The sequence below is a fragment of the Pseudomonas putida W15Oct28 genome, from assembly GCF_000708715.2.
GTDB classification, from domain to species: Bacteria; Pseudomonadota; Gammaproteobacteria; order Pseudomonadales; family Pseudomonadaceae; genus Aquipseudomonas; species Aquipseudomonas putida_R.
In genome coordinates, this window is the sequence record NZ_JENB01000012.1 from 95698 (window position 1) to 120832 (window position 25135).

Genomic DNA, 25135 nt, shown 5'->3' on the forward strand with positions numbered 1-25135 from the left:
TGCCCGCTCCCACAGGGACCGCACAACGCTGAATCTTGTGCAATTTCTGTGGGAGCGGGCAAGCCCGCGAAGCATCCAGCACCGACCTCAGCGATACGCCTCCACCGGCACACACGAACAGAACAGGTTCCTGTCCCCATACACGTTGTCGACCCGGTTCACCGCCGGCCAGTACTTGTGCTGGCGCACGTGAGCGCTGGGCGCCACCGCCTGCTCCAGGCTATAGGGTCTGTCCCACACCCCCAGTACATCAGCCAGGGTATGCGGCGCATGCTTCAGCGGGTTGTTCTCCGCCGGCCAGTTGCCCTCCTGCACCTCGCCAATCTCTGCACGAATCGCCAGCATCGCCTCGACGAACCGGTCCAGCTCGGCCTTCGACTCACTTTCGGTCGGTTCCACCATCAGTGTGCCCGGCACCGGGAAAGACATGGTCGGGGCGTGAAAGCCATAGTCCATCAGGCGCTTGGCCACGTCCTCCTCGCTGATGCCAGTCAGTGCCTTCAGCGGCCGCAGGTCGAGGATGCACTCATGCGCCACCCGCTGGTTGCGCCCGCGATAGAGCACCGGGAAGGCCCCGCCCAGCTGGCTGGCCAGGTAGTTGGCCGATAGGATCGCCACCTCGCTGGCATCGGCCAACTGTGGCCCCATCATGGCAATGTACATCCAGCTGATCGGCAGGATGCTCGCGCTGCCCCAGGGCGCAGCGCTGACCGCGCTGTTGTTCGGGTCCAGGCCCGGCACCGGCACCACCGGGTGGCTGGCAACGAACGGCGTGAGGTGCGCGCGGATGCCGATCGGCCCCATGCCCGGGCCGCCACCGCCGTGGGGGATGCAGAAGGTCTTGTGCAGGTTCATGTGCGAGACATCGGCACCAATGTCGGCCGGACGCGTCAGGCCCACCTGGGCATTGAGGTTGGCGCCATCCATGTACACCTGGCCGCCGTGCTGATGGACCACCTCGCAGATTTCGCGAATGCCCTCTTCGTACACCCCGTGGGTGGACGGGTACGTGACCATCAGGCAAGACAAGCGCTCCCCGGCCGCGTGGGCCTTGGCCTTGAGGTCAGCCAGGTCGACGTTGCCGTGGTCGTCGCAATCGACGATCACCACCTCCATGCCCGCCATTTGCGCCGACGCCGGGTTGGTGCCGTGGGCCGACGACGGAATCAGGCACAGCGTGCGCTGCGGCTGGTGGCGGCTGCGATGGTAGCGGGTGATGGCCATCAGGCCTGCGTACTCGCCCTGGGCACCGGAGTTGGGCTGCATGCAGATGGCGTCGAAGCCGGTAATTGCGCACAGCCAGCGTTCCAGTTCGTCGATCATCGCCTTGTAGCCCGTGGCCTGGGCCGCCGGGGCAAAGGGGTGCATCTGGGCAAAACCGGGCCAGGTGATGGGGATCATCTCACTGGTGGCGTTGAGCTTCATGGTGCACGAACCCAGCGGGATCATCGACTGGTTCAGGGCCAGGTCCTTGTTCTCCAGCTGCTTGAGGTAGCGCAGCATCTCGGTTTCGCTGTGGTGCAGGTTGAACACCGGGTGCGCGAGAAACGGCGTGCGCCTCACCAGGCCGGCAGGAATGCCTTCGGGCAGGGCCAACTGATCGAGGGCAGCGATCTCCAGGCCGTGGTCCACACCGAGGAAGATGTCGAGCAGGCGCAACACCGTGCGCTCGTTACAGGTTTCGTCCAGGCTCACGCCCAGGTGCCCGCGGCCAAGAATGCGCAAGTTGATGTGCGCGGCTTCGGCGCTTTCGATGATGGCCGCCTGGGCGCCGCCGACATCCAGGGTGAGGGTGTCGAAGAAATGCTGGTTGAGCCGCTGGATGCCTTTGGCTTCCAGGCCAGCCGCCAGGATGAAGGTCAGCCGGTGCACGCGCTGGGCGATGCGCTGCAGGCCTTCGGGGCCGTGGTACACCGCGTAGAAGCCGGCAATGTTGGCCAACAGCACCTGGGCCGTGCAGATGTTGGAGTTAGCCTTCTCGCGGCGGATATGCTGCTCGCGGGTTTGCAGGGCCATGCGTAGCGCCGTGTTGCCACGGGCATCGCGCGACACGCCAATGATGCGCCCCGGCATGGCACGCTTGTAGTCGTCGCGGCAGGCGAAGTAAGCCGCGTGAGGGCCACCGTAGCCCATCGGCACGCCGAAACGCTGGGTCGAGCCCAGTACCACATCGGCGCCCAGCTCGCCGGGGGGCGCGAGCACCACCAGGCTCAGCAGGTCGGCAGCCACGCAGGCCAGCGCCTGCTGGCTGTGCAGATGGTCGATCAGCGGGCGCAGGTCGCGCAGCTCGCCGTGGGTGTCGGGGTATTGCAGCAACGCGCCGAACACTGCGTGTTTGCCAAGGTTATCCACAGCGTCGACGATCAGTTCGAAGCCAAAGCCCTCGGCGCGGGTCTTCAACACCGACAGGGTCTGCGGGTGGCAATGCTCGTCGGCAAAGAAGGCGTTGCTCTTGTTGCGCGCCATCCGCTTGGCCAGCGCCATGGCCTCGGCGGCGGCGGTGGCTTCATCGAGCAGCGAGGCATTGGCCAGCGCCAGCCCGGTGAGGTCGATGACCATTTGCTGGAAGTTCAGCAGCGCCTCCAGCCGGCCCTGGGCAATTTCAGGTTGATACGGCGTATAGGCGGTGTACCAGCCGGGGTTTTCCAGCACGTTGCGCAGGATCACCGTGGGGGTGATGGTGCCGTGGTAGCCCATGCCGATGAGGCTGGTCCAGACCTGGTTCTGCTCGGCGTAACCGGCGAGTTTGGCCAGGGCGGCCTGCTCGTCCAGCGCCGCGGGCAGGTCGAGGGGGCGATTGAGGCGGATGTCTGGCGGTACGGTCTGCTCGATCAGCTCGTTGCGGCTGGCAACACCCAACACGTTGAGCATGGCCTGCTGCTCTGCGGCATCGGGGCCCAGGTGGCGACGCAGGAAAGGGTTGAGCTCTTGCAGTTGATGCAGGGATGGCGACTGGGACATGACGACGCTCTCTTCCTAGACCAGGTCTCATGGAGACTTATAAGTCTAGGAAGGATTGCCGATTCTGCGGGGAATCTTGCTTTACCAGCACCGGCCTCTTCGCGGGCACGCCCGCTCCCACAGATAATCACAGGCCCGAGGCACGCGCTATCCCTGTGGGAGCGGGCGTGCCCGCGAAGCAGACGACGCGGTTTTACTCGCCGATAGCGGCAGCGTAGCCAGCAGCATCCAGCAGCTTGTCCAGCTCGGCCGGGTTGCTTGGCTTCAGTTTGAAGATCCATGCACCGTAAGGTTCTTCGTTGAGCTGCTCCGGGCTGTCGGCCAGTTCTTCGTTGACCGCGATCACTTCGCCACCGATCGGGGCGTAGATGTCGGAAGCGGCCTTGACCGACTCGACCACACCGGCAGCGTCGCCAGCGGCGAATACCTTGCCGACTTCGGCCAGCTCGACGAACACCACGTCACCCAAAGCTTCCTGGGCGTGGTCGCTGATACCCACGGTTACGCTACCGTCGGCTTCCAGGCGAGCCCACTCGTGGCTTTCGGCAAAACGCAGGTCGGCGGGGATATTGCTCATGTCTTGAATTCCTCGATTGGCTCAGCGGTACGCCCGCCGGTTAAAAAATGTTCAGATCAGGATTTTGCCGTGGCGCACGAAGGTCGGCTTGACCACCCGCACCGGGTACCATTTGCCGCGGATTTCCACTTCGGCCCGGTCACCGGTAGCCATGGGTACGCGCGCAAGGGCAATTGACTTGCTCAGCGTAGGAGAGAAACTACCACTGGTGATCTCCCCTTCGCCAATCCCGGCCACGCGCACCACCTGATGGGCACGCAGCACGCCGCGCTCTTCCAGCACCAGGCCGACCAGTTTTTCCTGCACACCCTGTTCGATTTCTGCCAGCAGGCCGGCGCGGCCAATGAAGTCGCGCTCGGCCGGCTCCCATGCGATGCTCCAGCCCAGGTTGGACGTGAGTGGGGTGTGGGCTTCGTCGATGTCCTGGCCGTACAGGTTCATGCCGGCTTCCAGGCGCAGGGTGTCGCGGGCGCCAAGGCCACTGGGGGCGATGCCGGCGCCGACCAGGTCGTTGAAGAATGCCACCGCCTGATCGCCCGGGAAGATGATTTCCAGGCCGTCTTCACCGGTATACCCGGTGCGGGCAATGAACCAGTCACCCTCGGCGACGCCTTCGAACGGGCGCAGTTCGCGAATCAGCGCTGCGCGCGCGGGGCTGAGCAGGGCTGCCACCTTTTCGCGGGCACGCGGGCCCTGGATGGCGAGAATGGCCAGGTCGGGGCGGACCTGGAAGTCCACGGCAAAACCGGCCCGCTGCTGTTGCAGCCAATCGAGCACTTTTGCCCGTGTGGCGGCGTTGGTAACCAGGCGGTAGCCGTTTTCCGTGCGGTAGACGATCAAGTCGTCAATCACCCCGCCCTGCTCCTGGAGCAGCGGGCTGTACAGCGCCTTGCCGGTTTCGTCGAGGCGGGACACGTCGTTGGCCAGCAGGCGTTGCAACCAGGCGGTGGCGTCGCTGCCATCGACATCGACCACGGTCATGTGGGAAACATCGAAAACCCCGCAATCGCTGCGCACCTGGTGGTGCTCCTCGACCTGCGAGCCATAGTGCAGGGGCATGTCCCAGCCGCCGAAATCGACCGTTTTGGCGCCAAGCGCCAGGTGCAGGTCATACAAAAGCGTGCGCTGTCCCATGGGTTTCTCCTTCCGGGCGTGGCGAAGCGGCGGCGGTCGATGACGTTGGTCGTCAGCTCTTGTTGTAAGGACCCGTCGCGCGAATGCCGCGCATTGTAGCCGCAAGGGCGCGGGCTGGCACCCTCAGTGACCTCAGTGACTGTGACCGGGTCGATGTGCCGAACGGCGGATCAGGCCGATGACCGGCAGCAGGCCCACCAGCACCAGCGTCAATGCGGGCAGCGAGGCACGTGCCCATTCGCCCTCACTGGTCATCTCAAACACCCGTACCGCCAAGGTGTCCCAGCCGAACGGTCGCATCAGCAAGGTGGCCGGCATCTCCTTGAGCACGTCGACGAACACCAGCAGGGCAGCGCTGAGGGCGCCGGGCACCAGCAGCGGCAGATACACCTTGAAAAACAATCTTGGCCCACCCACGCCCAGGCTGCGGGAGGCCTCGGGCAATGAAGGGCGTATACGCTCCAGGCTGCTTTCCAGCGGCCCGTAGGCCACGGCGATGAAGCGCACCAGGTAGGCCAGCAGCAAGGCCGCAAGGCTGCCCAGCAGCAACGGCTTGCCTGCCCCGCCCAGCCAGCTGGACAGCGGGATGACCAAGTGGTTATCGAGGTAACTGAAGGCCAGCATGATCGACACTGCCAGCACCGAGCCGGGCAAGGCATAGCCCAGGTTGGCCAGGCCGACCCCGGCGCGGATACCACCCGTCGGCGCCTGGCGCCGGGCAAAGGCCAGCACCAGTGCCACGCTCACCGTGACCAATGCCGCCATGCTGCCCAGGTAAAGGGTGTGCAGCACCAGGCCGACATAGCGCTCGTCAAGGTCATGCCGGCCGCGTTGCCAGAACCACACCAGCAGCTGCAGCAACGGGATGACGAAGGCGCAGGCAAACACCAGCAGGCACCAGCCACTGGCCAGCAACGCCTTCACCCCACGCAGGTGGTACAACGCCTGCGCCCGCGGCCGCTCGTTGCCGCTGCGGCTGGCACCCCGGGCTCGGCGCTCGCCGTACAGCACCAGCATCACGGCCAGCAACAACAGGCTGGCCAGCTGGGCCGCACTGGACAGGCTGAAGAAGCCGTACCAGGTCTTGTAGATGGCGGTGGTGAAGGTGTCGAAATTGAACACGGCCACCGCACCGAAGTCGGCCAGGGTTTCCATCAAGGCCAAGGCAATGCCGGCGCCGATGGCCGGCCGCGCCATGGGCAGGGCCACGCGCCAGAACGCTTGCAGGGGCGATAGCCCTAGCACCCGCGCCGCTTCCATCAGGCCCTTGCCTTGGGCCAGGAAAGCCGTGCGCGCCAGCAGGTAGACGTAGGGGTAGAACACCAGCACCAGCACGATGATCACCCCGCCGGTGGAGCGCACCCGCGGCAGGCGCATCGGCCCGAACACTTCGCGCAGGGCGCTTTGCACCGGGCCGGCGAAGTCCAGCAGGCCGACGAAGACGAACGCCAGCACGTAGGCCGGGATGGCGAACGGCAGCATCAGCGCCCAGTCCAGCCAGCGCCGGCCGGGGAACTCGCAGAGGCTGGTAAGCCAGGCGAGGCTGACGCCCAGTACGGTGACGCCGATACCTACGCCCACCACCAGCGTCAGGGTATTGCCCAACAGGCGGCTCATCTGGGTGTCGAGCAGGTGCGACCAGATCTGCATATCGATCGACTGCCAGGACAACAGCAGGACGCTCAGGGGCAGCAGCACCAGGGCGGCGATCAGGGAGACCGGGAGGTACCAGCGGCGTTGGGGGGTGTGGGGCAAGTTGTATGTCTCTGTGGCTGATTAGCGACCGCTTTGCGGTCGTTCGCGGGCATGCCCGCTCCCACAGGGGTCGCACAACCTTCAAGGGCAGTGCAGATCCTGTGGGAGCGGGCGTGCCCGCGAAAGGGCCCTGGCAGGCCCAAGGAGGATAAGGCCTGGCGCTTAGTTGTAGCCAGCGCGATCCATCAAGCGGATGGCTTCAGCCTGGCGCTTGCCGGCAATTTCCACCGGAATGCTGTCAGCCTTGAAGCTGCCCCACGCCGCCACTTCCTCAGAAGGTTTTACCTTCGGGTTGGCCGGGAACTCCTGGTTGATGTCGGCGAACAGCTTCTGCGCCTCTTCCCCGGTCATCCATTCCACCAGCTTTTTCGCCGCTTCCGGGTGAGGTGCATGCTTGGTCAGGCCAATGCCCGACAGGTTCACGTGCACGCCACGATCCCCCTGGTTGGGCCAGAAGATCTTCACCGGCAGGTTCGGGTTCTGCTTGTGCAGGCGGCCGTAGTAGTAGGTGTTGACCACGCCCACGTCGCATTGGCCGGCCTCGATGGCCTGGATCACCGCGTTGTCGTCGGAGAACACGTCGGTGGACAGGTTGTTGACCCAGCCTTTGACGATTTGCTCGGTCTTCGCCTCGCCATGGTTCTCGATCAGGGTGGCGGTGAGCGACTGGTTGTACACCTTCTTCGCCGTGCGCAGGCACAGGCGGCCTTCCCACTGTTTGTCGGCCAGGGCCTCGTAGGTGCTCAACTCCTCGGGTTTGACCCGCTCGTTGGAGTAGATGATGGTGCGGGCGCGCAGGCTCAGGCCGGTCCAGTCATGGGACGAGGCGCGGTACTGCGGCGGGATGTTCTGGTCGATGATGTCGGACTTGATCGGCTGCAGGATGCCCATCTGCTCGGCTTGCCACAGGTTGCCGGCATCGACGGTCAGCAGCAGGTCGGCTACGCCGTTGTCGCCCTCGGCCTTGATGCGTTGCATCAGCGGGGCTTCCTTGTCGGTGATGAACTTGATCTTGACCCCGGTCTTGGCGGTATAGGCATCGAACACCGGCTTGATCAGCTCGTCGATGCGCGAGGAGTACACCACCACTTCGTCCGCCGCTTGGGCGGTGCCGCCGAACAGGGTCAGGGCCAGAGCGGCCAGTAGGGGCTTGCGTGGCAACATGTGAAGCACTCCTCGGATCGTATGAGAGGTGCAAATGGTAGTGAATCCCATTTTCTGGCTCATCTACCTAGCAGTTACCGGATGTTGCAGAGCCCCTATTCCAACGCGGTCCCTGTAGGAGCGGCCTTGTGTCGCGATGGGCCGCAAAGCGGCCCCGACACGCTCAAGCCTTGGCCAGATCCGGCAGGTCACCACTCAAACCCAAAGCCTGGCGCACAAACACCGCCTTGGCCTCCGGCATCTGCTCCACCAGTTTCAACCCGCTGTTACGCAACCAGCGCAACGGCAGCGGGTTGGCCTGGAACAACCGCTCAAAGCCCTCCATTGCCGCCATCAGCGCCAGGTTGTGCGGCATGCGCCGCCGCTCGTAACGGCTCAGCACCTTCACATCCGCCAGCCGCTCACCACGTTCACAGGCATTGACCAACACCTCGGCCAGCACCGCAGCATCGAGGAAGCCCAGGTTCACACCCTGCCCCGCCAGCGGGTGGATGGTGTGTGCAGCATCGCCGATCAAGGCCAGGCCTTCGTCCACATAGCGCTTGGCGTGGCGCTGGCGCAGCGGCACGCACACCCGCGGGTCAGCCTGCAGCACGTCACCCAGGCGCCCCTCGAAGGCCCGCTCCAAGGCCTGCAGGAAGGCAGCTTCATCCAGCGCCATCAATTGCTCGGCGTGTTCCGGGGTAGTCGACCACACAATCGAGCACCAATCCTGCTGGCCATCGCGGGTCAACGGCAGAAACGCCAGCGGCCCCTCATCGGTGAAGCGCTGCCAGGCCGTGCCCTGGTGCCCGGCACTGCAGCGCACGCTGGTGACGATGGCGTGGTGCAGGTAATCCCATTCGCGGGTTTCGCAGCCAGCCAGGCGGCGTACCGCCGAGTTGGCGCCATCGGCTGCGATCACCAGCGGTGCGCGCAGTTGCCGGCCATCCGCCAGGGTCAGCAACCATTCGTCACCCGAGCGACGCAACTGCTCCAGCCGCGCGTTGGGCAACAGGCCGATGTCGCTGTCGTGCAGGCGCTCCAGCAGGCCATCCTGCACCACCCGGTTCTCGACGATATGGCCAAGTACCTGGGCATGCACGCTGGCGGCCGAGAAGTGAATCTGCCCGGTGCCGCTGCCATCCCACACATGCATGTCGGAATACGGCGTGGCACGCCGCTGGGCGATGCCGTCCCACGCGCCGAGGCGCTCGAGGATGCGCTGGCTGGCCGCCGACAACGCGCTCACACGTGGTTCGAAAGGTGCCTGAGCGTCGAAGGGCTTGACCGTCAGCGGGCCGCCATCGAGCAAGAGGATTTGCAAGCCACTGTGGCGCAACGCCAGGGCCAGTGCGCTGCCGACCATACCGGCACCGACAATCAACAGATCTGCGCGCATTTCCATGCCTTACGCCAGCCTCGCTTGCGGCTTGAGCCGCACGTATAGGGTTTTATCGACCCGCGCCACCAGCTCGCCGGCGCCATCGCGGATATCGACCTGCAAACGCGGCAGGCACTTCTTGCCGGTGGCGGTCTGCTGGCGGATGTCGTCCAGCAGCGCGTCATCGACGTGGAATTCGGCGTACACCGGGCCCTTGCCCGGCGAGATGAAATCGATGCTGGCGGCCTTGTCCCAGACGATATAGTCGCGGCCCAACTGCTCGATCAGCAGCAACATGTAGAACGGGTCGACCATCGAATAGAGGCTGCCACCGAACTGGGTACCGACATAGTTGCGGTTCCAGCGGGTCAGCTTCATCGCCACCTTGACGCTGCGCAGGTCGGGGCTGATGGACTGCACGCGGATGCCCGCCCCCAGGTACGGCGGGTAGAGGTTCAGCATCCAGCGCAACATGCGCGCTCGACGTGCCAGTTTACGCGGGTTGCTCATGCCTGCCCCCGCGGATCGGGGCGGGTGCCCAGGCCCATGGCCTGGCGGGCGAACCAGCTTTTGGCCGGCGGCAGCAGGTCGAGCCCGAGCAGGCCGAGGTTACGCCCGGCAGCCAGCAACGGCTGGTTGCTGCCGAACAACCGGGTGACCTGGTCGGAAAAGCCGATGGTCATGGCCTGGTCCAGACGCTGGCGCTGGGCGTAAGCCTGCAGCGTCGCCAGGTCGCCAGGCTGCTGCGGGCCGGCCAGCAACGCCTCGGCCAACGACTGCACATCGCGCAGCGACAGGTTGAAGCCTTGGCCGGCAATGGGGTGCAGGCTGTGCGCGGCATTGCCCAGCACCACCAGGTGCGGGCGCACCTGCTCCTGAGCCTCGATCAGCGACAAGGGGTAAAGGTGCCGTGCGCCGACCTGGCGCAACGCGCCCAGGCGATAACCAAACACGCCTTGCAGCTCGCGCAGGAAGCTGCGCTCGTCGATGTCGGCCAGGCGCCGCGCATCCATGCCCTGGCGGGTCCACACCAGCGCACAGCGGTTATCCGGCAACGGCAGCAGGGCCATGGGGCCTTCTTCGGTGAAGCGCTCGAACGCCTGGCCGCCGTGGGCCTCACCCGGGGTGATATTGGCGATCAACGCGCTCTGCTGGTACGGCGTGTGGCGCACGTGAATGCCCAACTGCTCGCGCAGGCCGGACCGGCCACCGTCGGCCAGTACCGCCAGGTCGCATTCCAGCTGGGTGTCGTCATTCAACCGCAGGCGGTAACCGCCTTCGATGGCCTGCATCGAGGTGACTTCCGCCGGGCAGCGCCAGCTCACCACATCGCTGTCCAGCCCTTGCCACAGGCATTGGCCCAGCCAGGCGTTTTCCACCACGTAGCCCAGCGCCGGTACGCCCTCTTCCTGGGCATCCAGGCGGGTGGCGCCGAAACGGCCACGGTCGGACACGTGAATTTGCCGGATCGGCTCGGCACGGCGGCCGATGGCCTGCCACAGGCCCTGCTGCTGGTAGATCTGCTGGGTGCCGAACGACAACGCCGAAGAGCGCGCATCGTAGCTGGGCTGGAAGCTGTCGCCGGGGGCGAACGGCTCGATCAGCAGGATCTTCCAGCCGCGTGCCTTGGCCCCGGCCTGCAGGGTCAGCGCAAGGCTAGCGCCCACCAGGCCACCGCCAATAATCGCCAGGTTCACGCGGTTCATGCCGCGTCCTTGCGGGCGGCCTGCATCAGCGCCTCGATCTCGGCAACCGTGCGCGGCACGCCCGAAGTCAGGATTTCACAACCTTGCCTGGTCACCACAACGTCGTCCTCGATCCTTACACCAATGCCGCGCCATTTCTTGGCCACGGCCTGATTGTCGGCGCCTATGTAGATGCCCGGCTCGACGGTCAGCGCCATCCCGGGCTCCAGCACCCGCCATTCGCCACCCACTTTGTACTCGCCCACGTCGTGCACATCCATGCCCAGCCAATGCCCGGCACGGTGCATGTAGAAAGCGCGGTAGGCCTCGCTGTCGATCAGCGCCTGCACCTCGCCGGTGAGCAGGCCCAGTTCCACCAGGCCTTCGGTAATCACCTTCACGGTCGCCTCATGGGCGTGGTTCCAGTGCTTGCCCGGGGCGATTTCGGCAAACGCCGCGGCCTGGGCCTTGAGCACCAGCTCGTAGATGGCCTTCTGCTCGGGTGAAAAACGCCCGCTGACCGGGAAGGTGCGGGTGATGTCGCTGGCGTAGCAGTCTATTTCGCAACCGGCGTCGATCAGCACCAGGTCGCCATCCTTGAGCGGGGCGTCGTTCTGCTGATAGTGCAGGATGCAGCCATTGCGCCCGGCCGCGACAATCGAGCCGTAGGCCGGCATCTTCGCGCCGCCCTTGCGGAACTCGTAATCCAGTTCGGCTTCCAGGCTGTATTCGTGCAGCCCGGCCCGGCAGGCCTGCATGGCCCGCACGTGCGCCCGCGCCGAGATGGCCGCGGCGGCACGCATCACCTTCACTTCCGCTGCCGATTTATACAGGCGCATGTCGTGCAACAGATGATCCAGCGCAACGAACTCGTTCGGCGGCTGCGCGCCCAGGCGGGCCTTGGAGCGGATCACGTTGATCCAGTCCATCAGCCGCCGGTCGAACTCGGGGTTGCTGCCCATTGCGCTGTACACCCGCTCGCGGCCTTCGATCAGGCCCGGCAGGATTTCGTCGATGTCGGTGATGGGGAAGGCATCGTCGGCGCCAAAATCGCGCACCGCGCCTTCCTGGCCGGCCCGCAGCCCGTCCCACAGCTCGCGCTCCGGGTTGCGTTCACGGCAGAACAGCACGTACTCGCCATGTTCACGCCCCGGGATAAGTGCAATGACCGCCTCAGGCTCCGGAAAGCCGCTGAGGTACTGAAAGTCGCTGTCCTGGCGGTACACGTGCTCGACGTCGCGGTTGCGGATGGCAACGGCGGCGGCGGGCAGGATGGCGATGCTGTTGGGGACCATCTGCGCCATCAGCGCCTTGCGCCGACGGGCATACTCGCCCTTGGGAATGTGGCTCATGGGCAGACTACCCCCGGTTGATCAGTGCAGCGATGGCTTGGGCGCGGGTGCGGCCGGCTTGGCCAGCTCGGAGAACAGCAGCAGAGGCGCCACGCGCAGGTATTCCATGACTTCCATGTAGTCGCTCTCGCCGTCTTCGGACTCTTCGAGGGCTTCCTGTACCTGGGAAATGGCCACCAGGTCCTGCAGCACATCCTTGGCTTCGTCGGACAGGTCCTTACCGCCGGCATTCAGGCCGAAACCGGTAATGAAGCCTTGGCACCACTGGCCCAGCGCGGTGGCGCGGTCGCTGAGGGCGGCGTCGTCGGAAGGCAGCAGCAGGACGATGGCCATGTCGTCGCTGGTGAGCTCACCCTTGACCATTTCCTGCAGGCCGATCAGGGCGTTGCGCACGGTGTCACCGGGCTCGTTTTCCAGCAACTGGGCGGCATCGGCCAGCCAGGCATCGGCGTCGAAGCCGGCGCCGGCGCAGCTGCGGCCGATCAGCAGGCCGTGCAGTTCGGCCGGGGTGACAGGATGACCATTGCTCGAGAGCAGCATGGCGAAGGCGATATAAGGCGATTGAGTATTGGGCATGGGCAGCTAGGCGCCAGACGGCGCAATGACTAGAATGGAGACCTTGTATCCTAGCACCGGCAGGCGCGCCAAGACCATCGGCACTGGCCGTCGCCGCTCAGGGAGAGGCATCATCGTCAGGTGACTCAACGACGGAGCGAATCGAGTGCAACCCACGCAAGAGAACGACCTTCAGGCACTGATGAGCCGATTCGAGTTGCTGATCGAACGCGTCGAGCAACTAAAACGGCAAAATGCACTCCTAGTAGCTCAGGAAAAATCCTGGCGCGAAGAGCGCGCCCACCTCATCGAAAAGAACGAGATCGCCAAGCGCAAGGTCGAGTCGATGATCTTACGCCTCAAGGCTCTGGAGCAAGACTCATGAGTTCAAGCAATAGCGTCACCGTGCAGATCCTCGACAAGGAATACTCGATCATCTGCCCGCCGGAAGAGCGCAGCAACCTGGTCAGCGCCGCGCGCTACCTGGACGGCAAGATGCGCGAGATCCGCAGCAGCGGCAAGGTGATTGGTGCCGACCGCATCGCGGTCATGGCGGCATTGAACATTACCCACGAAATGCTGCATCGCCAGGAAGACCGCACCGATGCCCCGGCCAGCGGCACCAACCGCGAACAGGTGCGCGACCTGCTGGATCGGGTAGATAAGGCTTTGTCCGACGACACGGATACCAAAATCGGTTGAGATTGGTATACTGGCGCCACTCCCTGGTGGATGCGCCAGTCGGTTATGTCCCTGAGCCGATACGCACAACCACGGGGGTTGCACGCTGGGGCCGGTGTGCATGTCCGCCCGACGGAAAGCCTTAACGCCCCCTGCAATCTCCACCTTGAACTTTCGGGTTCAAGGGCTACACCGACAGCGGTCTGATCGGGGAGCCTGAATTCTCTTGCCCGCCCACTGCGGCGGGCAATTCGTTTTGGCCAACCCTCTAGAGGTTGGCCAGTACATCTGAGATAGCCCGTGCCATGACCGACACCGCGCCGCTCACCCGCCCCCAGCTCCGTCGCCTGCTTCGCAATGCCCGCCGCGCCCTTACCCCTGCCCAGCAACGCAAGGCCACCCTCGGCCTGTACCGCCAGCTGGCGCAACACCCATTGTTCCGCCGCGCCCGGCACATTGCCCTGTACTTGCCCAACGACGGCGAAATCGACCCCTGCCTGCTACTGCGTGAAGCCCAGCGTCGCGGCAAACGCACCTACCTGCCGGTGCTGCACGCCTGGCCGCGCACGCGCATGGTGTTCCAGCGGTTCGAGCAGGGCGAAAAGCTAAAGCCCAACCGTTTCCGTATCCCAGAGCCGGTTACTGATCGCAAGCGCCAGCGGCCGGTCTGGGCGCTGGACCTGATCCTGCTACCGCTGGTCGGTTTTGACGAAGTGGGCGGGCGCCTGGGCATGGGTGGCGGCTTCTACGATCGCAGCCTGGCCTACCAGGCGCGTCGGCAAACCTGGAAAAAACCATTGCTGTTGGGGCTGGCGCACGAATGCCAGAAGGTCGAGCGGCTGGCGCAGGCCAGTTGGGATGTACCGCTGCAGGGGACGGTCTCGGACCGTGGCTGGTACCTGGCACCGCGTTGAGCGGCGCCAGCAGGGGCATCAACGTTGTGGCTGGCTGGCGTCGACCGGCATCTGGTAGGCGTTGTCCAGCTTGCGCTCCCACAAACCCTGCGCATAACCGGTAGTGACCACACCCAGGCCAAAAATGAACACCAGGATCCACAGCAGATCCGGCTTTTTGCGTTGATTCATTGAAGATTGCCCCCCAGGCAAACTGTTCAGTGCTTGGCGATTTTTTGGGTATCGCCAGCGCATCGCGCTTTAAACGGGGCGCATTTTCCGACAACCTGCGTCCGCACGCAAACCTTGACGCCAACCGGCTGTCGGTTTCGTGCAACAGGTTATTTCAAACCTTTTCAGGAGCAGCATCCATGGCCTACTGGCTGATGAAATCCGAGCCCGACGAGCTCTCCATCGAAGCCCTCGGCCGCCTGGGCGAAGCGCGCTGGGACGGCGTGCGCAACTACCAGGCGCGTAATTTCCTGCGGGCCATGAATGTGGGTGACGAATTTTTCTTCTATCACTCCAGCTGCCCGCAACCGGGCATCGCCGGTATTGCCAGAATCACCCGCGCGGCGTACCCAGACCCTACCGCGCTGGACCCACAAAGCCACTACTACGATGCCAAGGCCACGGCCGACAAGAACCCGTGGAGTGCGGTAGATGTGGCCCATGTGCAAACCCTGCCACGGGTGCTGGAACTGGGCAGGCTGAAGCAGCAGTCCGGCCTGGCCGAGCTGCCGCTGGTGCAGAAGGGCAGCCGCCTGTCGGTGATGCCGGTGACACCCGAACAATGGGCGGTGATTGTCGCGCTGCGTTGAAAAGTGGCTAAGGTCAAGGGTTTGACCGATATCAACACGCCACGAATGGCCCCGCGCCATGATGTGGTGTGCATGAGCGCAAGGATGCAGAACGATGAACCGATACGCCCCCAGAATCTTCGCCACCGCGCTGATCGCCCTGCTGGCTGCAGCCGGAGGGCTGGGGTACTGGAAGTCGCTCCACGACCAGTTGCCCGAAGGCCTGAGCATGGGCAACGGCCGCCTCGAAGCCACCGAAGTACAGATCGCCAGTAAAGTCCCCGGCCGCCTGGCCGAAGTGCTGGTCGACGAAGGTGACAAGGTCACCCGCGGCCAGTTGCTGGCGCGTATCGACACCCGCACCATGGAAGCCCAGCGCAGCCAGGCCGAGGCCGAAGTGCTGCGTGCCCGGGAAAACTACGCCGCTGCCCAGGCCAGCGTGCAGCTGCGCCAAAGTGAATTGCTGCTGGCCAGCCAGGATCTCAAGCGCGTGCGCGAAATCTTCCAGCGCAAATACGCCAGCCAGCAGTTGCTCGACCAGCAACAGGCACGCTTTGACACTGCCAACGCCGCTGTGGTCGCCGCCCGCGCCCAGCTGGCAGCGATCAAGGCCGCTATCGGCGCAGCCGAAGCCCAGGTGGCCCAGCTCACCAGCGAAATCGACGACAGCAGCCTGCGTGCGCCGATCAACGGCATTATCCAGCTGCGCCTGGCCGAGCCCGGTGAAGTGCTGGGTGCCGGCGGCCGCGTGCTGATGCTGATCGACCCCAGCGACCAGTACATGAACCTGTACCTGCCGGCCTCCACCAGCGGCCAGCTGACCGTAGGTGACCAGGCGCGCATCGTGCTCGACGCCTTGCCCGAGCGCGCCTTGCCGGCCAAGGTGGCCTTTGTCGCAGCCAAGGCCCAGTTCACCCCCAAACAGGTAGAAACCCGCGACGAGCGGCAAAAGCTGGTGTTCCGGGTCAAGCTGCGCCTGACCGACCCAGGCGCCGCGCCGCAGGCCAAACCGGGCATGCCAGGCGCCGGCTATGTGCGCACGGCTGAGGTCGACTGGCCGGCCAACCTGCAATGAACGCCCCGGCACTGCTGGCCGAGGGCATCAGCCACCGCTACGGCGACCTGGTGGCCCTGCACACCCTCGGCTTCAACTTACCTGCGGGCACCCGCTGCGCGCTGATCGGCCCTGACGGCGCCGGCAAATCGACACTGCTGGGGTTGATCGCCGGCGTCAAACGCCTGCAACAGGGCGAGCTGCAGGTGCTGGGTGGCTCGATCCGCCAGCGCCGTCATCGCGCGGCGCTGTACCCGAAAGTGGCGTTCATGCCGCAGGGGCTGGGCAACAACCTGTACCCGGAACTGTCGATCAGCGAGAACATCCGCTTTTTCGCCACCCTGTTCGGCCTGGGCCGCCGCGAGTGCGAACAGCGCATGGCCAACCTGCTGCAGGCCACCGACCTGCAACGCTTTGCCGAGCGCCCGGCCGGCAAGCTGTCGGGTGGCATGAAGCAGAAGCTGGGCCTGTGCTGCGCGCTGATCCACGAGCCGGACCTGCTGATCCTCGACGAACCCACCACCGGCGTCGACCCGCTGTCGCGGCGGCGCTTCTGGGAGCTGGTCGAACAGGTTCGCGCACAGCGCCCGCAACTGACCCTGCTGGTGGCGACCGCCTACATGGAAGAGGCCGAACAATTCGAGCATTGCCTGATGCTCGATGGCGGCCGCCTGCTGGCCGCAGGCCCCAGCCACGAACTGGCCGCAGTCACCCCCAGCGGCAAGCTGGACGACGCCTTCACCCACTACCAGGGCGCGGGCAAGGCGCAGCATCAACCTTTGCGCATCCCGCCGCGCCCGACCACGGACGGCCCGGTCGCCATCGAGGCCCACGACCTGACCCTGCGTTTTGGCGACTTCACGGCGGTAAACAAGGTCAGCTTCGCCATTGGTCGCGGCGAGATCTTCGGTTTTCTCGGTTCCAACGGCTGCGGCAAGACCACCACCATGAAAGTGCTCACCGGCCTGATGCCGGCCAGCGAGGGCAGCGCCAGCCTGCTGGGGCGCCCGGTGGACGCCAGTGACCTGGCCACACGCAAGCGGGTGGGTTTCATGTCGCAAAGCTTCTCGCTGTATGGCGAGCTCAGCACCCGGCAGAACCTGGCCTTGCATGCCCGCCTGTTCGACCTGCCCAAGGCCGAGAGCACCCAGCGCATCGATGAGCTGATCGAGCGCTTCGACCTCGCCGCTATCGCTGATCAACCTTCCGGCGCCCTGCCCCTTGGCCTTCGCCAGCGCCTGTCATTGGCGGTAGCGGTGCTTCATCGCCCGGAAGTGTTGATTCTCGATGAACCAACCTCCGGCGTCGACCCGGCCGCCCGCGATGACTTCTGGCGCCTGTTGGTAGAATTGTCACGCGAACAGGGCGTGACCATTTTCCTCTCCACCCATTTCATGAACGAAGCCCAGCGCTGCGACCGCATCTCGTTGATGCATGCCGGGCGGGTGCTGGCTTGCGACACACCGGATGCCTTGCAGCGCCAATACCAGGGCGACACCCTGGAGGACGCGTTCGTGCGCTGCCTGGAGCAAGCCCAGGAGCCCGCGCCGCAAGCCACGGATAACGCCGTGCTGGAGCAAGCAGCCACGGCCACCCCACCACTGCGCCAAGGCTTCAGCCTGCGTCGCCTGCTGGCGGTGGCCAGCCGTGAGGGTAAAGAACTGCTGCGCGACAAGGTGCGCCTGGCCTTCGCCCTGCTGGGCGCGCTGTTCATGATGGTGATCTTCGGCTACGGCATTTCGCTGGATGTGGAAAACCTTGCCTTCGCCGTGCACGACCAGGACCAGAGCCCGCAAAGCCGGGCCTACCTCGAAGCGTTCCGTGGATCACGCTATTTTGCCGAACAGGCGCCGATTGGTGACAGCCGCGAGATGCACCAGCGCCTGCAGCGCTCGGAAATCAAACTGGCGCTGGAGATTCCGCCCGGCTTTGGCCGCGACCTGTACGCCGGGCGCCAACCGGTGGTGGCAGCCTGGCTGGACGGCGGCATGCCGTTCCGTGCAGAAACCAGCCGCAACTACGTGGAAGCCGTGCACCAGGCCAACCTTGAGCAACTGGCAAAGGCCAGCCCACAGCCGCAGCCACGCCAGGACCTGGTGCGCCTGGAAACGCGTTTTCGCTACAACCAGGACGTGGTCAGCGTGAATGCCATCGGCCCGGGCGTGATGGCGCTGATCCTGGCCTTCATCCCCGCCATGCTCACCGCGCTGGGCATTGTCCGCGAGAAAGAACTCGGCTCCATCACCAACTTCTACGCCACGCCCCTCACCCGCCTGGAGTTCCTGCTTGGCAAGCAGATGCCTTACCTGGCCGTGAGCCTGGTCAACCTGGCGCTGCTGGTGGCAATGAACCGCTGGCTGTTCGCCGTGCCGCTCAAGGGCAGTGTGCTGGCCCTGGCTTGCGGTGGTGTGGCCTACCTGCTGGCCACCACCAGCCTGGGCCTGCTGATCTCTGCCTTCACCCGCACCCAGATCGCGGCCATTCTGGGCACCATGATCATCACCAGCCTGCCGACCATCCAGTTTTCCGGGCTGATCGTGCCACGCTCGTCGCTGGACGGCGCAGCGGCGGTGATGGGCCAACTGTTCCCGGCGGGCTACTTCCTCGATATCGCGGTCGGCACCTTCACCAAGGCGCTGGGGCTGCGCGAACTTTGGCCGCAGTGCCTGATCCTGCTGGGCTTCTTTGCTGCGTTTACCGGCCTGAGCCTGGCCATGCTGAAGAAGCAGGAGGCCTGACATGTCGCGCCTGAACCACACCCTGCGCCTGGGCCTGAAAGAACTGACCAGCCTGCGCCATGACAGCGTGCTGCTGCTGTTCCTGCTGTATGCCTTCAGCGTGGCGATCTACATGCCGGCAGCCGGCTCGGTGATTGGCGTGCACAACGCCAGCGTCGCGGTGGTGGACGAAGACCACAGCCAGCTGTCACGCAAGCTGACCGAAGCCCTGCAACCGCCCGAGTTCCAGCCCGCCGTGGCGCTGGCCCCGGATCACCTGGACCAGGCCATGGACAGTGGCCAGTACACGTTTGTGATCAATGTGCCGGTGAACTTCCAGAGCGACTTGCTGGCCGGGCGCTCGCCAGAGTTGCAGATCAATGTCGACGCCACGGCCATGAGCCAGGCGTTCATGGGCGCCGGCTACATCGGCCGCATCTTCGAGCGAGAATTGCTCGACTACAGCCAGCGTGGCAACGTGCAAAGCCCGGTGCTGATCAACCCCAAGGCGCTGTTCAACCCGAACCTTGAGGGGGGCTGGTTCCTGGCGGTGATCCAGATCGTCAACAACATCACCATCCTGGCGATCATCCTCACCGGCACCGCGCTGCTGCGCGAGCGTGAGCATGGCACCCTCGACCACCTGCTGGTGTTGCCGCTCACCGCACTGGAAATCATGCTGGCGAAGATCGGCAGCAACGCGCTGGTGGTGGTGGTCTGCACCTGGGTTTCGCTGGTGGTGGTGGTGAAAGGCGCACTGGGCGTGCCACTGTCCGGCTCGATGGGGCTGTTCCTGGCCGTGACTGCGCTGTACCTGTTCGCCAGCACCGCGCTGGGCATCTTCCTCGCCACCCTGGCACGCTCGACACCGCAGTTCGGCCTGCTGGCCATCCCGGTGATCATCCCGATGCTGCTGTTGTCAGGCGGCAGCACACCGCTGGACAGCATGCCGCAGTGGTTGCAATGGGTGATGCAGGGATCACCGTCGACGCACTTCGTCAGCCTGGGTACCGCGATCCTGTTCCGGGATGCCGGGTGGGCGGTGGTGTGGCCGGATATCCTGGCGCTGGCGCTGATCGGGCTGGTGTTCTTCAGCGTTGCGCTGGCGCGGTTTCGCCGTAGCCTGGCGTCTTGAGGGCGTACGAGATTTTTCTGCTCAGGCAATTGGAAAACTGGCACAAAGACAAAGGGCGCCTTTCGGCGCCCTAATCACAGACAGGTGGGCTTGTCATCGCCATATACCTGCCCGGCTCTGTAATAGCTGGTTGACCCAGGATCCACAGAGTCTCGCAAGTCCCTCACGGGAACAGAGCGATTATTGCGCATCGAGCACACCACCGACAACTGCAGCAGAGATGGGCCTCATAAGGTTTCAGCTCACTGCACGATCAGGTTGTTGAACAGCAGGTCCTCGACGATCGGCTTGCCCTCTTCCGCCTCCAGCACCTGCTGCACCTGCTTCAGCGCCTCTTGGCGAAGGTGTTCCTTGGCTTCGACGTTGCTCATGCTGTCCACGGTCTGCTGGGTGAACAGGGCCACCAGCTGATTGCGGATCAGCGGTTCGTGGTGCTTCACCGCCTTGGCCGCTTCGTCACCGGTCACGCGCAGGGCCACGTCGGCCTTGTACACACGCAGCCGCGGGCCGCCGTCGAGGGCATAGTTGCCGACAAAGGGCGGGCTCAGGCTGATGTAGGCGACCTTGGGCGCCCCTTCCTTGGCTTCCTCGGCCATGGCCGCAGCTGGCAGCAGCAGCGCCAGTACCATCAAGATCCACGCTTTCAAGAATTCGCTCCTCAATACAGTTGGCGCCAGCTTACCCAGCACGCCGCTCAAACCCAAGCCCGGGCTTATGCCGGCCCATCAGGGCGGGCCATGCTCGTTGACCCGGCAAGCGGCCCTCCTACACTTATCGGCCACTACCCGCAAAGGAATAGCCCCGATGAAAGCTGTGTTGTGCAAGACCCTGGGTCCGGCGCGCGATCTGGTACTGGAAGACGTGGCCAGCCCGCAGCCCAAGAAAAACGAGATCCTGCTGGATGTGCAGGCCGCCGGTGTCAATTTCCCCGACACCCTGATCATCGAAGGCAAATACCAGTTCCAGCCACCGCTGCCGTTCTCACCCGGCGGCGAAGCTGCGGGCGTGGTGGCCGCGGTCGGGGAAAAAGCCGGCGCGTTCAAGGTCGGCGACCGGGTCATGGCACTCACCGGCTGGGGTGCGTTCGCCGAGCAGGTGGCGGTGCCGTTCTACAACGTGCTGCCGATCCCGGCGAGCATGGACTTCACCACTGCTGCGGCGTTTGGCATGACCTACGGCACGTCGATGCACGCCTTGCGTCAGCGCGGGCAGTTGCAAGCAGGCGAGACATTGCTGGTGCTGGGCGCCTCCGGTGGGGTCGGGCTGGCGGCGGTGGAGATTGGCAAGGCCATGGGCGCGCGGGTGATCGCAGCGGCCAGCAGTGCCGAGAAACTGGCCGTGGCCAAGGCGGCCGGGGCAGATGAGCTGATCGACTACAGCAAGGCCAGCCTGCGCGAAGAAATCAAGCGCCTGACCGGTGGCCAGGGCGTGGACGTCATTTACGACCCAGTGGGTGGCGAGCTGTTCGAACAGGCCGTGCGCGGGCTGGCCTGGAATGGCCGGCTGCTGGTGGTGGGCTTTGCCAGCGGCAGCATTCCACAGCTGGCGACCAACCTGGTGCTGCTCAAGGGCGCCGCGGTGCTGGGGGTGTTCTGGGGAGCATTTGCCCAGCGCCAGCCGGAAGACAATGCGGCAAACTTCAAGCAGCTGTTTGCCTGGCATGCCGAGGGCAAGGTGAAACCGCTGGTGTCGCAGACTTATCCACTGGCCGAGGCCGGGGCTGCCATCGAGAAGATGGGGCAGCGGCAGGCTGTGGGTAAGTTGGTCGTGCAGATGCATTGATAATTCGGGGCTGCTTTGCAGCCCTATCGCGACACAAGGCCGCTCCTACAGGGATTTGCGTTCCCTTGTAGGAGCGGCCTTGTGTCGCGATGGGCCGCACAGCGGCCCCAAAAACTCAGACTTCACGCAGGTTGTGGCACCGCCTGAACCGCGCCTCAAGGTTGCGATCCGGCATCTGGTGGCTGCGCAATGCATTCAAGGTCTGCTCGACATAGTCCCGCGTGGTGCCATAGCGCCCCTTGGCACTGGCCAGGATCTGGCTGAGCAGCGTGTCCGGCAGGTTCCCGGCATAGCACGGCAAATGGCGCTCCAGCACAAAGCCCAAGGCCTGCACCTTGCTGCCATCGCTCAGCCGGCAGCTAAGCCAGTGCGGCCGGTAGGCCGGGTACGGCATCTCCCGCTGCCACAGGGCCATCAGCGAGTCATCCAGGCTGCTTTCATCCAGTCGATAGGCAAAGCCGCTGCAGGAGCCACCACGGTCCAGGCCGAACACCAGCCCAGGGGTTTCCGGTGTGCCACGGTGTTCATGCGACCACAGGTACAAGCCCCGGTGATAACCATGCACCCGCGCGCGCTGGCGCTCCACCGAACTGCACTCCGGGCGCCAGATCAAGGAGCCATAAGCGAACAGCCACACGGGCCCGCCCTGATGCCGAGACATGGTCGTCTTCATGGAGTTGAACAACTGGTCGCGAGTATGTTGCTGACCGAAGTCGAGTGCCGGAGGGTATGAAACTTCCCAAGACATACTTTCAAGTGCCGACATAAGCTGCCGCCATTATCCCTATGAACTACGGATGTAGCGAGATTCGATTGTGATAAGGCCACAAGCCTCTGTAGCAAGGGCCCTTGCAGTAACCATAGGCCAGAATTGCAGGAATACTCAAGCCCTCGCGGCAGAGTTTCATGCGCGGTTCCGACGACTGGGAAGTACTGTGTCGGCAACTCAGAAAGTTATTAGCCAAGGCGGTAAAAATTACCGCCTTATACCCACTCGTTCAAACTTCGGTTATTAACCGCGTGGCGCGTAGGCAAACACATCCGCACGCATGCGGTGTGCATCCATGCCGGCTTCGACCAGGGCGTCGAGGGTGGCATAGATCATGTTCGGTGAACCGCTGGCATACACATGCACGGTATTGAGGTCGGCGATGTCTTCGCAGACCGCTTCATGCAGCATGCCGCAGCGGCCCTCCCAGCCGCACAGGTCGCTGACGACCTGGTGCAGGAACAGGTTGGGCAGCTGCTGCCATTCGTCCCAGTGCTCGATCTGGTAGAAGTCTTCGGGCCGGCGCACGCCCCAATACAGGTGTACCGGGTGCTTGAAGCCGTTGGCGCGGCAATGCTCGAGCAGGCTGTGCATCTGGCCCATGCCGGTGCCGGCGGCAATCAGCACCAGCGGCCCGTCAGGCAGCTCGGCCAGGTGGGTGTCGCCAAACGGCATTTCGATGCGTGCCAAGCCATCACGCTTCAGTTGGTCGATCAGTTGCAATGCACTGGGCTCACGCGCCAGTACGTGCAGCTCCAGCTCACGCCCGGCGTGGGGTGCGGAGGCCAGCGAGAACGCGGCCTGTTTGCCGCCCTCACGCTCGATCATCAGGTACTGCCCGGCGTGATAGCGCGGTAGCTTGCCGGCCGGCGCGCGCAAACGCACCCGCCAGACGTCGCCACCAACGTCGACGCATTCACTGACGCTGCACGCCAGCTTGCGCACCGGCAGCTCGCCCAAGGCGAGCACACCATCCCAGAGCAACACACAGTCCTCCAGCGGTTCGGCAATGCAGGTAAACAGCTCGCCATGGTCGCGGACTTCGCCGTCCTGGCGTACCCGGCCTTCGACCAACAACGCGGCGCAGACATGGCAATTGCCATTGCGGCAGCTATTCGGGCAGTCATAGCCCAACCGCCGCGCTCCATCCAGGATCCGTTCCCCGGGTTCGAGCGCCAGCACCGCCCCGGACGGCTGCAACGTTACCTGCATCAATCTATTCCCAACTGATCCCACAGCTCATCGATACGGCGGGTGACGGCTTCGTCCTTGACGATGACCCGTCCCCATTCGCGTGTAGTCTCGCCCGGCCACTTGTGCGTGGCGTCCAGGCCCATCTTCGACCCCAGCCCCGATACCGGCGACGCGAAGTCCAGGTAGTCGATCGGCGTGTTGTCGATCATTACCGTATCACGCTTGGGGTCCATGCGCGTGGTGATGGCCCAGATCACATCGTTCCAGTCACGGGCGTTGATATCGTCATCGGTGACAATAACGAACTTGGTGTACATGAACTGTCGCAGAAACGACCACACACCTAGCATCACGCGCTTGGCATGGCCGGGGTACTGCTTTTTCATGGTCACCACCGCCATGCGGTACGAGCAGCCTTCCGGCGGCAGGTAGAAGTCGGTGATTTCCGGGAACTGCTTCTGCAGGATCGGCACGAACACTTCGTTCAGTGCCACACCGAGAATCGCCGGCTCATCTGGCGGGCGGCCGGTGTAGGTACTGTGGTAGATCGGCTTGTGCCGGTGGGTGATGCGCTCGACGGTGAACACGGGGAAGCTGTCCACTTCGTTGTAGTAGCCGGTGTGGTCGCCATACGGGCCTTCCGGAGCCATTTCGCCCGGGTGGATCACGCCTTCCAGGATGATCTCGGCGGTGGCCGGTACCTGCAGGTTGCTGCCACGGCACTTGACCAGCTCGGTGCGATTGCCGCGCAGCAGGCCGGCGAAGGCATATTCGGAAAGGGTGTCCGGCACCGGGGTCACGGCGCCGAGGATGGTCGCCGGGTCCGCACCCAGGGCCACGGCGACCGGGAACGGCTGACCGGGGTGCTTCTCGCACCACTCACGGTAGTCGAGGGCGCCGCCACGGTGGCTCAGCCAGCGCATGATGACCTTGTTGCGGCCGATGACCTGCTGGCGGTAGATGCCCAGGTTCTGGCGGTCCTTGTTCGGGCCGCGGGTAACGGTAAGGCCCCAGGTGATCAGCGGCGCCACGTCGCCTGGCCAGCAGTGCTGGATCGGCAGTGCGCCGAGGTCGACATCGTCACCCTCGACCACCACTTCCTGGCACACCGCGTCCTTGACCACCTTCGGCGCCATCGACACGACCTTCTTGAAGATCGGCAGCTTGGACCAGGCGTCCTTCAGGCCCTTCGGAGGCTCTGGCTCCTTGAGGAAGGCCAGCAGCTTGCCGATTTCGCGCAGTTCTTCGACCGACTCGGCGCCCATGCCCATGGCCACGCGCTCTGGCGTGCCGAACAGGTTACCAAGCACCGGAATATCGAAGCCGGTGGGCTTTTCGAACAGCAACGCCGGGCCTTTGGCACGCAGGGTGCGGTCGCACACCTCGGTCATTTCCAGGACAGGGGAGATCGGAACCTGGATGCGCTTGAGTTCGCCGCGCTGCTCCAGGCCACGGATGAAGTCGCGCAAGTCGCGATACTGCATGCATGAGCCTCGTGTTGGCCGTATCGGTCGGGGGTGCAGAGTGTAGCGCCGTTCGGGCATTGTTTGGGGGCAAAAATGCA

The 25135-nt window shown here is 64.5% G+C and carries 23 protein-coding genes and 1 other RNA gene; 9 read left to right on the top strand and 15 right to left on the bottom strand.

The annotated features are described in order from the left end of the window. Window positions 1-87: 87 nt before the first annotated feature. From gcvP to AK81_RS10785, 10 genes are all read right to left on the bottom strand, one after another. Window positions 88-2961 carry an aminomethyl-transferring glycine dehydrogenase gene (gene gcvP, locus AK81_RS10740; protein ID WP_043198923.1) on the bottom strand — a complete coding sequence of 958 codons (2874 nt, stop codon included), beginning with the start codon at window positions 2959-2961 and terminating at the stop codon, window positions 88-90. A 193-nt stretch (window positions 2962-3154) separates the two neighbouring features. Then, window positions 3155-3538 (bottom strand): glycine cleavage system protein GcvH, encoded by a 384-nt coding sequence (gcvH, locus tag AK81_RS10745; RefSeq protein ID WP_043198924.1) that lies wholly within the window; start codon window positions 3536-3538, stop codon window positions 3155-3157. A gap of 51 nt (window positions 3539-3589) precedes the next feature. Next, on the bottom strand, window positions 3590-4672 hold the full coding sequence (gene gcvT, locus AK81_RS10750; protein ID WP_043198925.1) for a glycine cleavage system aminomethyltransferase GcvT: 1083 nt from the start codon (window positions 4670-4672) through the stop codon (window positions 3590-3592). A gap of 132 nt (window positions 4673-4804) precedes the next feature. Beyond that, on the bottom strand, window positions 4805-6427 hold the full coding sequence (locus AK81_RS10755) for an ABC transporter permease (RefSeq protein WP_043198926.1): 1623 nt from the start codon (window positions 6425-6427) through the stop codon (window positions 4805-4807). Window positions 6428-6589: 162 nt separating this feature from the next. Then, window positions 6590-7591 carry an extracellular solute-binding protein gene (locus AK81_RS10760; protein ID WP_043198927.1) on the bottom strand — a complete coding sequence of 334 codons (1002 nt, stop codon included), beginning with the start codon at window positions 7589-7591 and terminating at the stop codon, window positions 6590-6592. A gap of 163 nt (window positions 7592-7754) precedes the next feature. Beyond that, a complete protein-coding gene (locus AK81_RS10765) occupies window positions 7755-8972 on the bottom strand; it encodes a 2-octaprenyl-3-methyl-6-methoxy-1,4-benzoquinol hydroxylase (RefSeq protein ID WP_193393754.1) in 1218 nt (405 codons plus the stop codon). 9 nt (window positions 8973-8981) lie between these two features. Continuing rightward, window positions 8982-9464 carry a DUF4442 domain-containing protein gene (locus tag AK81_RS10770; protein WP_016489741.1) on the bottom strand — a complete coding sequence of 161 codons (483 nt, stop codon included), beginning with the start codon at window positions 9462-9464 and terminating at the stop codon, window positions 8982-8984. Then, the gene (gene ubiH / locus AK81_RS10775) at window positions 9461-10660 is read right to left on the bottom strand and encodes a 2-octaprenyl-6-methoxyphenyl hydroxylase (RefSeq protein ID WP_043198930.1); all 1200 of its coding nucleotides are present in this window, start codon (window positions 10658-10660) and stop codon (window positions 9461-9463) included. Before ubiH ends, AK81_RS10770 begins: the two co-directional genes overlap by 4 nt. Further along, window positions 10657-11991, bottom strand: coding sequence for a Xaa-Pro aminopeptidase (gene pepP / locus AK81_RS10780; protein ID WP_043198933.1), 1335 nt, complete (start codon window positions 11989-11991; stop codon window positions 10657-10659). The genes ubiH and pepP overlap by 4 nt, the downstream gene beginning before the upstream one ends. 21 nt (window positions 11992-12012) lie before the next feature. Beyond that, window positions 12013-12567 carry a YecA family protein gene (locus AK81_RS10785; RefSeq protein ID WP_043198934.1) on the bottom strand — a complete coding sequence of 185 codons (555 nt, stop codon included), beginning with the start codon at window positions 12565-12567 and terminating at the stop codon, window positions 12013-12015. Window positions 12568-12748: 181 nt separating this feature from the next. Here AK81_RS10785 and AK81_RS10790 point away from each other — a divergent pair, with 181 nt between their 5' ends. From AK81_RS10790 to AK81_RS10805, 4 genes are all read left to right on the top strand, one after another. Continuing rightward, window positions 12749-12931, top strand: coding sequence for a TIGR02449 family protein (locus AK81_RS10790; RefSeq protein WP_029886233.1), 183 nt, complete (start codon window positions 12749-12751; stop codon window positions 12929-12931). Continuing rightward, a complete protein-coding gene (locus AK81_RS10795) occupies window positions 12928-13248 on the top strand; it encodes a cell division protein ZapA (protein ID WP_043198936.1) in 321 nt (106 codons plus the stop codon). Before AK81_RS10790 ends, AK81_RS10795 begins: the two co-directional genes overlap by 4 nt. A gap of 17 nt (window positions 13249-13265) precedes the next feature. Continuing rightward, window positions 13266-13445: non-coding RNA, 6S RNA (gene ssrS, locus AK81_RS10800), on the top strand. Window positions 13446-13532: 87 nt separating this feature from the next. Beyond that, window positions 13533-14141: a 5-formyltetrahydrofolate cyclo-ligase gene (locus AK81_RS10805; protein ID WP_016502165.1), complete on the top strand. Its 609-nt coding sequence runs from the start codon at window positions 13533-13535 to the stop codon at window positions 14139-14141. 18 nt (window positions 14142-14159) lie between these two features. On the opposite strand, the gene AK81_RS30220 is transcribed toward AK81_RS10805, so the two are convergent. After that, the gene (locus AK81_RS30220; protein WP_019470968.1) at window positions 14160-14312 is read right to left on the bottom strand and encodes a hypothetical protein; all 153 of its coding nucleotides are present in this window, start codon (window positions 14310-14312) and stop codon (window positions 14160-14162) included. A gap of 179 nt (window positions 14313-14491) precedes the next feature. Between AK81_RS30220 and AK81_RS10810 the strand changes: the two genes are divergently transcribed. The 4 genes from AK81_RS10810 (at window position 14492) to AK81_RS10825 (ending at window position 19826) form a co-directional block, all read left to right on the top strand. Beyond that, entirely contained in the window at window positions 14492-14941 is a 450-nt protein-coding gene (locus AK81_RS10810) for an EVE domain-containing protein (protein WP_043198937.1), read from the top strand. 94 nt (window positions 14942-15035) lie between these two features. Beyond that, the gene (locus tag AK81_RS10815; protein ID WP_043198940.1) at window positions 15036-15995 is read left to right on the top strand and encodes an HlyD family secretion protein; all 960 of its coding nucleotides are present in this window, start codon (window positions 15036-15038) and stop codon (window positions 15993-15995) included. Continuing rightward, entirely contained in the window at window positions 15992-18712 is a 2721-nt protein-coding gene (gene rbbA, locus AK81_RS10820) for a ribosome-associated ATPase/putative transporter RbbA (protein ID WP_043198941.1), read from the top strand. Before AK81_RS10815 ends, rbbA begins: the two co-directional genes overlap by 4 nt. Window position 18713: 1 nt before the next feature. Then, the gene (locus tag AK81_RS10825) at window positions 18714-19826 is read left to right on the top strand and encodes an ABC transporter permease (protein ID WP_043198944.1); all 1113 of its coding nucleotides are present in this window, start codon (window positions 18714-18716) and stop codon (window positions 19824-19826) included. A gap of 242 nt (window positions 19827-20068) precedes the next feature. On the opposite strand, the gene AK81_RS10830 is transcribed toward AK81_RS10825, so the two are convergent. Continuing rightward, window positions 20069-20473: a flagellar basal body-associated protein FliL gene (locus tag AK81_RS10830; protein ID WP_043198946.1), complete on the bottom strand. Its 405-nt coding sequence runs from the start codon at window positions 20471-20473 to the stop codon at window positions 20069-20071. A gap of 157 nt (window positions 20474-20630) precedes the next feature. On the opposite strand from AK81_RS10830, the gene AK81_RS10835 reads away from it, so the two are divergent. Continuing rightward, window positions 20631-21608 (top strand): NADPH:quinone oxidoreductase family protein, encoded by a 978-nt coding sequence (locus AK81_RS10835; RefSeq protein WP_043198947.1) that lies wholly within the window; start codon window positions 20631-20633, stop codon window positions 21606-21608. A 115-nt stretch (window positions 21609-21723) separates the two neighbouring features. Here the strand turns inward: AK81_RS10835 and AK81_RS10840 are convergent, their stop codons facing one another. From AK81_RS10840 to ubiD, 3 genes are all read right to left on the bottom strand, one after another. Beyond that, on the bottom strand, window positions 21724-22374 hold the full coding sequence (locus tag AK81_RS10840) for a gamma-glutamylcyclotransferase (RefSeq protein ID WP_043198948.1): 651 nt from the start codon (window positions 22372-22374) through the stop codon (window positions 21724-21726). Window positions 22375-22620: 246 nt separating this feature from the next. Further along, a complete protein-coding gene (locus tag AK81_RS10845) occupies window positions 22621-23589 on the bottom strand; it encodes a CDP-6-deoxy-delta-3,4-glucoseen reductase (RefSeq protein ID WP_043198950.1) in 969 nt (322 codons plus the stop codon). Further along, window positions 23589-25055, bottom strand: a complete 1467-nt coding sequence (gene ubiD, locus AK81_RS10850) for a 4-hydroxy-3-polyprenylbenzoate decarboxylase (protein ID WP_043198951.1) — start codon at window positions 25053-25055, stop codon at window positions 23589-23591. Before ubiD ends, AK81_RS10845 begins: the two co-directional genes overlap by 1 nt. Window positions 25056-25135 lie beyond the last annotated feature (80 nt).

Bases quoted from the DNA above. Each gene is read 5' to 3' on its own strand.
- ubiH (WP_043198930.1), bottom strand. From the start codon at position 10,660: ATGAACCGCGTGAACCTGGCGATTATTGGCGGTGGCCTGGTGGGCGCT.
- AK81_RS10825 (WP_043198944.1), top strand. From the start codon at position 18,714: ATGTCGCGCCTGAACCACACCCTGCGCCTGGGCCTGAAAGAACTGACC.
- AK81_RS10760 (WP_043198927.1), bottom strand. From the start codon at position 7,591: ATGTTGCCACGCAAGCCCCTACTGGCCGCTCTGGCCCTGACCCTGTTC.
- AK81_RS10795 (WP_043198936.1), top strand. From the start codon at position 12,928: ATGAGTTCAAGCAATAGCGTCACCGTGCAGATCCTCGACAAGGAATAC.
- gcvP (WP_043198923.1), bottom strand. From the start codon at position 2,961: ATGTCCCAGTCGCCATCCCTGCATCAACTGCAAGAGCTCAACCCTTTC.
- AK81_RS10790 (WP_029886233.1), top strand. From the start codon at position 12,749: ATGAGCCGATTCGAGTTGCTGATCGAACGCGTCGAGCAACTAAAACGG.
- ubiD (WP_043198951.1), bottom strand. From the start codon at position 25,055: ATGCAGTATCGCGACTTGCGCGACTTCATCCGTGGCCTGGAGCAGCGC.
- AK81_RS10805 (WP_016502165.1), top strand. From the start codon at position 13,533: ATGACCGACACCGCGCCGCTCACCCGCCCCCAGCTCCGTCGCCTGCTT.
- AK81_RS10785 (WP_043198934.1), bottom strand. From the start codon at position 12,567: ATGCCCAATACTCAATCGCCTTATATCGCCTTCGCCATGCTGCTCTCG.
- AK81_RS10770 (WP_016489741.1), bottom strand. From the start codon at position 9,464: ATGAGCAACCCGCGTAAACTGGCACGTCGAGCGCGCATGTTGCGCTGG.
- pepP (WP_043198933.1), bottom strand. From the start codon at position 11,991: ATGAGCCACATTCCCAAGGGCGAGTATGCCCGTCGGCGCAAGGCGCTG.
- AK81_RS10845 (WP_043198950.1), bottom strand. From the start codon at position 23,589: ATGCAGGTAACGTTGCAGCCGTCCGGGGCGGTGCTGGCGCTCGAACCC.
- AK81_RS10815 (WP_043198940.1), top strand. From the start codon at position 15,036: ATGAACCGATACGCCCCCAGAATCTTCGCCACCGCGCTGATCGCCCTG.
- AK81_RS10765 (WP_193393754.1), bottom strand. From the start codon at position 8,972: ATGCGCGCAGATCTGTTGATTGTCGGTGCCGGTATGGTCGGCAGCGCA.
- gcvH (WP_043198924.1), bottom strand. From the start codon at position 3,538: ATGAGCAATATCCCCGCCGACCTGCGTTTTGCCGAAAGCCACGAGTGG.
- AK81_RS10810 (WP_043198937.1), top strand. From the start codon at position 14,492: ATGGCCTACTGGCTGATGAAATCCGAGCCCGACGAGCTCTCCATCGAA.
- AK81_RS30220 (WP_019470968.1), bottom strand. From the start codon at position 14,312: ATGAATCAACGCAAAAAGCCGGATCTGCTGTGGATCCTGGTGTTCATT.
- AK81_RS10835 (WP_043198947.1), top strand. From the start codon at position 20,631: ATGAAAGCTGTGTTGTGCAAGACCCTGGGTCCGGCGCGCGATCTGGTA.
- gcvT (WP_043198925.1), bottom strand. From the start codon at position 4,672: ATGGGACAGCGCACGCTTTTGTATGACCTGCACCTGGCGCTTGGCGCC.
- rbbA (WP_043198941.1), top strand. From the start codon at position 15,992: ATGAACGCCCCGGCACTGCTGGCCGAGGGCATCAGCCACCGCTACGGC.
- AK81_RS10840 (WP_043198948.1), bottom strand. From the start codon at position 22,374: ATGTCGGCACTTGAAAGTATGTCTTGGGAAGTTTCATACCCTCCGGCA.